6 protein-coding genes are annotated in these 8,430 nt (G+C 71.1%); all 6 read left to right on the forward strand.

Features of this window, described 5'->3' with window-relative positions; translation table 11 throughout:
- Positions 1 to 212: 212 nt before the first annotated feature.
- The 6 genes from ABD879_RS31030 to ABD879_RS31055 all read left to right on the forward strand — a co-directional run bounded on the left by ABD879_RS31030 (position 213) and on the right by ABD879_RS31055 (position 8,274).
- Positions 213 to 701 carry a hypothetical protein gene (locus tag ABD879_RS31030; protein WP_345025313.1) on the forward strand — a complete coding sequence of 163 codons (489 nt, stop codon included), beginning with the start codon at positions 213 to 215 and terminating at the stop codon, positions 699 to 701.
- Positions 702 to 818: 117 nt separating this feature from the next.
- Entirely contained in the window at positions 819 to 953 is a 135-nt protein-coding gene (locus tag ABD879_RS31035; protein ID WP_345025315.1) for a hypothetical protein, read from the forward strand.
- Between the two features lie 1,742 nt (positions 954 to 2,695).
- Positions 2,696 to 4,087, forward strand: a complete 1,392-nt coding sequence (locus tag ABD879_RS31040; protein WP_345025316.1) for a cytochrome P450 — start codon at positions 2,696 to 2,698, stop codon at positions 4,085 to 4,087.
- A 142-nt stretch (positions 4,088 to 4,229) separates the two neighbouring features.
- Positions 4,230 to 5,117 (forward strand): terpene synthase family protein, encoded by an 888-nt coding sequence (locus ABD879_RS31045; protein WP_345025317.1) that lies wholly within the window; start codon positions 4,230 to 4,232, stop codon positions 5,115 to 5,117.
- Positions 5,118 to 5,291: 174 nt separating this feature from the next.
- Positions 5,292 to 7,715: a sensor histidine kinase gene (locus ABD879_RS31050; RefSeq protein WP_345025319.1), complete on the forward strand. Its 2,424-nt coding sequence runs from the start codon at positions 5,292 to 5,294 to the stop codon at positions 7,713 to 7,715.
- A 10-nt stretch (positions 7,716 to 7,725) separates the two neighbouring features.
- On the forward strand, positions 7,726 to 8,274 hold the full coding sequence (locus tag ABD879_RS31055) for a hypothetical protein (RefSeq protein WP_345025320.1): 549 nt from the start codon (positions 7,726 to 7,728) through the stop codon (positions 8,272 to 8,274).
- Positions 8,275 to 8,430 lie beyond the last annotated feature (156 nt).

Raw genomic sequence — 8,430 nt, forward strand, 5'->3', positions numbered from 1 at the left:
CTCCTGCAAGAACGTGTTGATCAACCTCGTCATGCACGCCATGAAAGTCCGCGGGCTGGACCCCGTCGCGCAGGTTTGACGCAGCGCCTGCCGAAGCCGGCCGGCTTCGGCGTGGGCCCGCCTTTCACCGGCCGACCGGTAACCGGCAGTGCCTGATTCGGGTTACGGCCGCTGGGGCGGTCGGCCCGCTCCGCCTGGGGGCGTCTGCGGCCATGCAGGCCACTGAGCCCCTTGCGGGTGGTTCGGCGGAAGGGAAGAGTGCGGAGGCCGCGGCCACCCCGTGGTGGTGCCGTTCGCTCCTCCAGGTTGCGCCGGAGACGGGCGGCGACGGTTTCGGATCGATGACGAGCTTGCAGGCACCGCCGATGGCCACCCCGGTGCCGACGAGCATCATGAACAGCCCTTCCCTCCGGTTGGCCGACCTCTGCTCGCCGATCGGCTTCTCCTCGCCCACCTGCTCGCCGTTCATCGTGCTGACGCAGCGATCCCCGCTGTACATGACCTCCGAGCCGCACATCACGTCATCGCTCGTCCGCATGCTCCGTCCGGTGAGGATGAACCCGAGCCCGATGACGGTCCCGAAGACTCCGGCGATGATGCCGGTGGAAGACCCTTTCTTCATCGCTTCACATCCATCCGGTACAGCGCTGAAGCGCACCCCTGTGGCGTTCGGCATCCAGCAGGTCCGCAATAAGCGTTAGGAACTCCACGCCATAGGCGCTTCTCCTACACGCGGAACGCGATACGTCGGCCTGCCGGGGAGGGGATCCGCCCCACCGGCGGCTGTGGACGCCGTTGCTCTCTCCGACCACCGGGCGGTGCGCGCCATCACAGCGGTCGGCGCCGTCCCCGCCCTGACCGTACGCCGCCGCGTCCGCTCGGCCGCCGCCACCGGGCCGCGCGCGTCCGCCATCACCCACCGCGCCACCGCCAACGACAGCGCGCGTCCCTAAGTGCCCCATCCGGCGCCGCCACCACCACAGGCGCCCAAGTCATGGGCCCTCATCCGCACCCCGCCCCCTTATCTGCGACCCGCCCGCGCGATCACCGGGGCACGACGCGGCCTGCGGCTGCACCGCGCTGCGGCCAGGCCAGTGGCGCACCACCTGCGCGACCGCAACGGCATCAGCCAGCTCGGACACCGCCACTCGTCCCCATCGAGCACCAGCCCCACCGCGCGCACCGCCGCCGCCCACCGCGCCACCGCCAGCGACACGTGCCTGTCCGCCCCGCCGGGCGCCGCCGCCACCGCAGACGCACCCAAATCACGAGCCCTCATCCGCATCCGAACTCCTCATCTCCCAACCCGCCCGCACGCTCACCGGAACGCGACACTGCCCGCCCCAGCACCACGCCACGGCCCAACCCGTGGCACATCACCTGCGCAACGGCAGCGACATCGGCCGCCCCAGACGCTCTCCACCGCTGCTCATCCCTCATCGAGCACCAGCCCCACCGCGCGCATCGCTCCCCCCCCACCGCGCCACCACCAATGACATCGACACGTCCTTTCCCGCTCCGCCCGGCGCCGCCCCCTCCCTGGCCTTACGCCGCCGCGTCCGCCATCACCGCGTCGACCGGCACCTCCAAACCGCCACTCGTCCCCATCGAGCACCAGCCCCACCGCGCGCACCGCCCCCGCCCACCGCGCCACCGCCAGCGGCACGTCCCTGTCCACCCCGCCCGGCGCCGCCGCCACCGCAGACGCGCCCATGCCACGGGTCCTCAGCCGCGCCCCGACCTCCTCATCTCCCGACCGCCCACGCGGTCACCGGGGCGCGGCACTGCCTGCGGCTGCACCGCGCTGCGGCCTGGCCAGTGGCGCATCACCTGCACGGCCGCAGCGGCGTCGGTCTTGTGGCAGGCGCGCTCGTCGGCGCTCCGGTCGAGCCGCACCGCAACGGCGTCAACGTCCAGGCCGCGCACCGCGCACCGCAGCCGCTCTCTCGGCCCTGCGATGGGCATGCGCGTATCCGTCCTCACTCACCAGCCGTCCTGACTGACCCTGTTACGATTGGCGGCGAACACTGTAATGCTGTGCGCATGGGCGCGCGGCGCGGTCGTTGTTGTCGGCCGCACCCGGCCTCCAGGTCCGGTCAGCGATGACGTGGACGCCCCGGAGGGGACGCCCTCGCCGACGTTGGCCGCCGTTTTCGGCTGGGCGGGAGGACGGCCCCATACGGGCTGGGCGTCGGCCACATCGGCGAAAAGGTCGGCGATCAGCGCATGGTGCGGCTCCGGCGCGGATCCGGCCGGCACGGCGGTCGCAGATCGTGATTTTGGGTGGTCGTCCCGCCGCCGGGCGATCGCCGCGTACGTCGGTGCGATTGGGACCCGAAGATCGCGGGCATGAACGCTGGGGCGGCCCCCATCGCCGGCCCGCCAAGTCGGCGCCGCACCACCCCCGCACGCGGGCTCACCCGGTGACTCATGACCGTCACCCAAGACGATCTTGTAAGAAGATTGCGGCTTATGTGATACTTCGTTACGAAGTGGTGCAAGGATCAGCGCGTTGTCTATTTTGTGGTGGAGTTCGCCAAGTGCAGACGAGCAATCGGTCACCCGCGCCACCTGCAGGCCAGACGTAATGGCATGAACCACGCCGCGCGACGGGGGACTCGCGAGACGCGAGGGGCGCACCTGAAAGTCCCACAGCTTCTGCCAGCCCAAGGCCGCGTCTTGGAAAGGGGCAGCGTTGTCGATCGCCGCCGACCACACCCGCACGAGCTACCAGCACGCGCGAGACCCGATCACCATCCCGTTCCGACGTGTCACCCACGGCCTGCGCAAGACCGGTGACCTGTACAACGCGTTGACCGACATCGTGCAGGAGCACGAGGGCGCCATCTGCCGGGTGAACATGCTGGCGTTCCGCCCGTACCTGGTCACCCGGCCGGAACACGTCGAGCATGTGCTGCACGGAGCCACGGCCGAGAACTACCCGCGCGAAGGCATGATGTGGAAGCCGATGCAGCGGCTGGTGGGCGAGCAGGGCATCGGCACGCACGGCCCGACGCACAAGGCGGCGCGCGCCGCCCTGCAGCCCGCGTTCACCGGACGCGCGTTCCGCAACGCCTTCGACGGGCTCGCCACCGCCATCGACGAGGCGGTGGAGGACCTGGTCAGGCGCAGCGCCGACGGACGGTCGCTCGACTGCTACATCGAGATGACCGGCATCATCCACCGGGCCGTCAACAACGTCTTCTTCGGCAGCAGGATCTCGCTCGACGACTCGGCGGTGGTCGGCGAGGCCATCCGCGTCGCCGTGACCAGTTTCGTCGCCCGGCTCGCGCTGCCGTGGGCGCCGAACTGGGTGCCGCTGCCGGGAGACAAGCGCTTCAAGCGTGCGGTGGCCACCGTCGACGAACTGGTGCTGCCGCTGGTGCGGATGGCCCGGGAGGAGGGGGCCGACGCCCCCGGGATCGCCGGGCTGCTCGCCCGCGCCGGCCGCACCGACCAGCAGATCCGCGACGACCTGGTCGCCACCTTCGTCGCGGGCTCGGAGAGCACGGCCGTGGCCCTCACCTGGCTGTGGCCCGTGCTGGAGCAGCACCCGGACGTGGCCGAGCGCATGTACGCCGAGGTCGACGAGGTGATCGCGTCGGGTTCCCCGAGCTGGGACCAGGTGCAGCGGCAGATGCCCTACACCCGGCAGGTGCTCAAGGAGCTGCTGCGGATCTACTCGGTCGGCTGGATCATCCCCCGCAAGTCCCGCGACGACGACGTGATCGACGGCGTGCGGATCAAGGGCGGCTCGTACATCATCATCAGCCCGTATCTCACCCACCGGGTGCCGGACGTCTGGCCCGATCCCGCCCGCTTCGATCCGGACCGCCACGACCCGGCGCCGTCCGCCGACCGGCACAGGCTGGCCTACCTGGCGTTCGGGCACGGCGAGCACAGCTGCGTCGGCCAGCCGTTCTTCTTCCTGGAGGCCCTGCTGATCCTGACGGCCCTGCTGCGCCGCTGCCGTCCCGTCGTGCAGCACGGCACGACCGACCTCAAACCGCGGGTGTCGCTGGCGCTGATCCCCAACCAGCCCGTCAAGATCGCCCTTCGGCCCCGGGCGCGGGCCGAGCGGTACTAGACTGCCGCAGCCGTTTCCATGATCAGCGCGGCGCGGAGCGGGCACCGCTCCACGCCGCGCGGCGCGTCCCCGGTGGGCGCCACCGGCGGCACGGCGACCGGCGAGTGCCCACCGACAAGTGCCATAAGACAAGGAGTAGGGCGTGGAAGAGACCGCCGCAGACCGCCGCTCCGCCCCGGGGACGGCGGGACGCGACCTGCTGGACTGCCAGGCGGATCTGGACCAGGCCAGGGAGCGGTACCGCGCTCTGTTCCCCTCCCCTCCGTTCAGCGAGAAGGTCACCTTCGGCGTGGCCTCGGCGGTCACCGCGCAGGCCCCCGGCTGCACCACCGAGCAGCTGCGGCCGAGCGCCCGGACCAGCCTGTGGATCTTCGGGCTGGACTACATCGTCGACACCCTGGCGACCGAGGCCGACCAGGTAGAGGACACCGTGCGGCGATGCCGTGACGTCGCCGACGGCGGCCGACCCGCGCCCGGCGACACGCTCGCGGAGTTCCTGGCCGACCTGCGCGACGAGCTGGCCGCCGCACCGGCCTACGGCACGCTGCGGCCGCGCTGGCGGGGAGCGCTGGAGCGCATGCTGACCGCCATGGTCCGCGAATGGCACTGGAAGACCTCCGGCCGGCCCACCCTCGACCAGTACCTGGACAACGCCGACAACTTCGGTTCCACCTGGGTCAACATCACCCACTGGATCGCCACCTGCGACGAGCGGATCCTGGCCTGCCTGGACGAGCTGGAGGAGGCCAGCCAGCGCGTCCAGCAGATCCTGCGGCTGTACAACGACCTGGCCACCCAGGAGCGGGACCGCACCTGGGGCGAGAACGGCGACCTGAACGCGCTGGCCCTGGTCGACGGCGACGAAGGCGCCGTCCAGCGCACCATCGACGCCCTGCTGGCCGACTGCCGCCGGCTGCTGGAGCCGCTGCGCGACCGCTGCCCGCACGGAGCCGACTACCTGCACCGGCAGATCGAGTTCAGCCGGAACTTCTACGGCCGCCGCCGCGACGACTACTGGGACCGGCTCTAGTCGTCCGCGCAGGCCCCGCGTCGCCCCATACCTCTGGGAGACATTCGACATTCGCAGCGTTATCGACGTTGCTAGTGTTCTCAGCGAGCCATGTGGGCCTGCTGAGGTCGTGCAGCCTCCGGGGCATCCCCACAGCTCTCCTCCCTCCGGCACGTGTTGATACGAGGACTGTTGATGCGTTCGCGCCTGCGCCAGGACGGCCGTACCCCCAAGGCTCGTCTGCGGCCGAAGATCACCGTGATGTTGATCGCGCTGTTCGCGCTGTGGATTTTCGCCGCCTGGGTCACCTGGAACGACGCGGGCAACCTGTGGACCGTCCAGTCCCGTGACAACACCGCGGGACGGCCCACCAAGACGCTGATCAACGTGCTGCAGGTGGAGCGCCGCGCGACGCTGGTGCAGATCGCCGAGTCGGCCCGCTCGGCCGGTGCCAGGGCGCAGGCGCGGCGTGACGTCCGGGCCCAGACCGACCGCTACGTGGAGCAGTGGCGCAAGAAGGCTTTCAAGGCCGACCAGGAGATCATGCCGTATGTGAAGGAGACGGACCGGCGGTTGCGGAGGCTGGCCAGCGTCCGCGACGGTGTCGACGCCGGTGCCGTCTCGGGGGCCAGTGCGGCGCAGGTGTACAACGACGCCATCGACGCGGCCTTCCGGATCAGCCGTGCCACGGCGGGGCTGGACGACCCCGAGCTCGCCGCGGACGGCCGTGCGCTCATCGAGCTCACCCGCGCCCGGGAGATGCTGGCCCGCGAGGACGCCACGGTGGCCGAGGTGCTGACGAAGGGACGGCTCGCCGCCGGCGACTACCAGCGGATCATCGAGGCCATCAGCGCGCAGCGGCAGGTCACCGGTGACGCCGGCGCCTCCCTGTCGGTCGACGTGCGGGACAGGTTCGAGCGCCTCAGCCAGACCCCCGCCTTCGCCCAGCTGGAGCGGCTGCAGAACCGGCTGCGTCAGGAGCAGCGCCCCGCCGGGCGGGCCGTCGTGCGCCCCGCGGAGTGGCAGCATGCCACCGACCAGGTGCTGAAGCAGTGGGACGAGACGATCGACGCCGGCGGTGACCGGCTGGTCGAGCGGTCCTTCCCCATGGTCGCCGGCGTCATCGGACGTCTGGCCGTCGCCGGCGGGCTCGGCCTGGTGGCGGTCATCGCCTCGGCCTGGCTCGCCTTCACCGCTCTGCGCAACCTCGCCCGCGGGCTGAGCGATCTGCGCTCCGCCGCCGAGGATCTGACCCGCAAGCTGCCGCATGTGGTGGAGCGGCTGCGCAGCGGGGAGCGGGTCGACGTCGACGCCGAGGTTCCGCCGCTGAGCGGCGGCGGGGACGACATCGCGCGCGTCGCCAAGGCGTTCAACGAACTGGCGCGGGACGTCGTCGCCTCGACGGTCCGGGAGATCGACATCCACAACCGCCACAAGGAGGCGCTGCAGGAGGTCGCGCAGCGGCCCCAGGCGCTGGTCAGGCAGGCGCTCAGCACGCTGGACGAGCTCGAGCGGCGTCCGGACCTGGGCACCGACGAACTGCGCCGCCTCTTCGTCGTCGACAACAAGCTGGTGCTGATCGGCCGGTTCCTGGCGAACCTGCAGCTGCTGTCCGGAGGCAGGCAGATCCGCGGTCTGATCCGGCCGCGCAGCCTCTACGACCTGATCCGTGCCGCGATCGGCGAGGTGGAGGACTACGACCGCGTGGTCAGCGAGCCCGTCACCAAGGACTACTGGGTGATCGGGCCCGCCGTGGACGACGTCGTCCGCGTGCTGGCCGAGCTGATCGAGAACGGGCTGAAGTACTCGCCGTCGCAGAGCCCGGTGCAGATCTCCGTCACCTACCCCGCCAGCGGCGTGGCCATCGAGATCGTCGACCACGGTCTGGGACTCACGCCGGAGAAGCTGGAGGAGTACAACCACCTGCTGGCGAACCCGCCCGCCGAGCTGGACCCCAAGCACATGGGTCTGTACGTGGTCGCCCAGTGCGCCAAGGCGCGCGGCATCCAGGTCACTCTGACGACCGGCCCGTACGGGGGCGTCCAGGCCATCGTCCTGCTGCCGAAGGACCTTCTGACGACTCCCCCGGCTCCCAAGCCCAAGAAGGCTCCTGTCGCCGGCCCGGTCTCCGGCGGCCACGCCCTCCCCAGCGGCGGCCGCCCGCAGGGCGCCCCGTCCACCGCGCCGCAGCCGACGTTGAGCCTGGTCCGCTCCGACGCCGCACCCTCCCAGGCCAACGGTTCCCGCGACGCCGAGGGGCCGCGGACCCCGGCCACCGGCAATCGGATTCCCCAGCGCGCCGATGTGCAGGACGGGCGCCGTCCCGCCGACAACGGCACCGCGGGCCGGGCGGCCGAGGCGGAGGAGTCCCTCACCGAGAACGGGCTGCCGATCCGCAGGCCGCAGGAGAGTCTCGCCGAACCGCTGCGCGAGCCGTCCTCCGTCGACGCCGGTCACGTCCCCGAGGACGCGCCGAACCCCGAAGAGGTCCGCCGCCGCCTCAGCAACTACCAGAAGCTCACCCGTCAAGGCCGCGCCGACGCCCAGCGCACCCAGGCCGCCGACGCGAGGGATGCCGCGGCGCCCGCGGAGACGGACACCAGCCCGGACGGGCAGTGACACGGCGAGGATGATGAACGACCAGTCGCAGCCTCCGGAGCAGCGCATGATCGCGGACGCGCCACGACCTGACGTCACCCGTTCCGGCGCTTCCCGGCAGCTCCGGCACCGCGAGTTCCATCCGCTCACCATGGTCGTCGCGACCGTGCCGTTGCACGTCGCGGAGAACGGAACCGGCAGCGGCGTGCCCCGTCCCGCCATGGGGCACGCCCTGGCCGACTTAGAGACACTCGGTCCCGAATACCTGCGCCTCCTGGGCTTGTGCCAGCTCCCCCGCAGTGTTCTGGAGATCGCCCATTACTGCGGCGCGGTGGCGCACGACAACGTGATGATCCGCGTCCTGCTGGACGACCTGCGCATCCCGGTCGGCGGCCGAGGGCTGCGTGAAGTGCTCAGCGACCTGCTCGACAGGGGCCTCATCCATGTCGAGCATCCCGATTTCGACGTCGAACTGCACGACCCAAGGCTGTATCGCGACCTGGCATTCCACCTGAGGGGTCTGCGCGCGGCGGCGGGCGCGTCGGCGCACCCGCCGTCCCGGGCGGCTTCTTCTCTGTGAGGACCCGGGCACTCCCCGCGCAGGCGGCCCTCGGAGTGAAGTACCAGAGGCGCAGAAGGTGAGGACGACAGTGATGCAGAAGTCTGGTTCGTCGGCTGATCTGGGCTGGCTGCTGGACGATCTGGTGAAGCGGGTGCCGCACACTCGGCATGCGGT

The sequence above is a fragment of the Actinomadura keratinilytica genome, assembly GCF_039539665.1.
Classification (GTDB): Bacteria; Actinomycetota; Actinomycetes; order Streptosporangiales; family Streptosporangiaceae; genus Spirillospora; species Spirillospora keratinilytica.

Excerpts from the sequence above, each read along its gene's own strand:
- ABD879_RS31030 (WP_345025313.1), top strand. The coding sequence starts at position 213 with ATGCAGGCCACTGAGCCCCTTGCGGGTGGTTCGGCGGAAGGGAAGAGT.
- ABD879_RS31050 (WP_345025319.1), top strand. The coding sequence starts at position 5,292 with ATGCGTTCGCGCCTGCGCCAGGACGGCCGTACCCCCAAGGCTCGTCTG.
- ABD879_RS31055 (WP_345025320.1), top strand. The coding sequence starts at position 7,726 with ATGATGAACGACCAGTCGCAGCCTCCGGAGCAGCGCATGATCGCGGAC.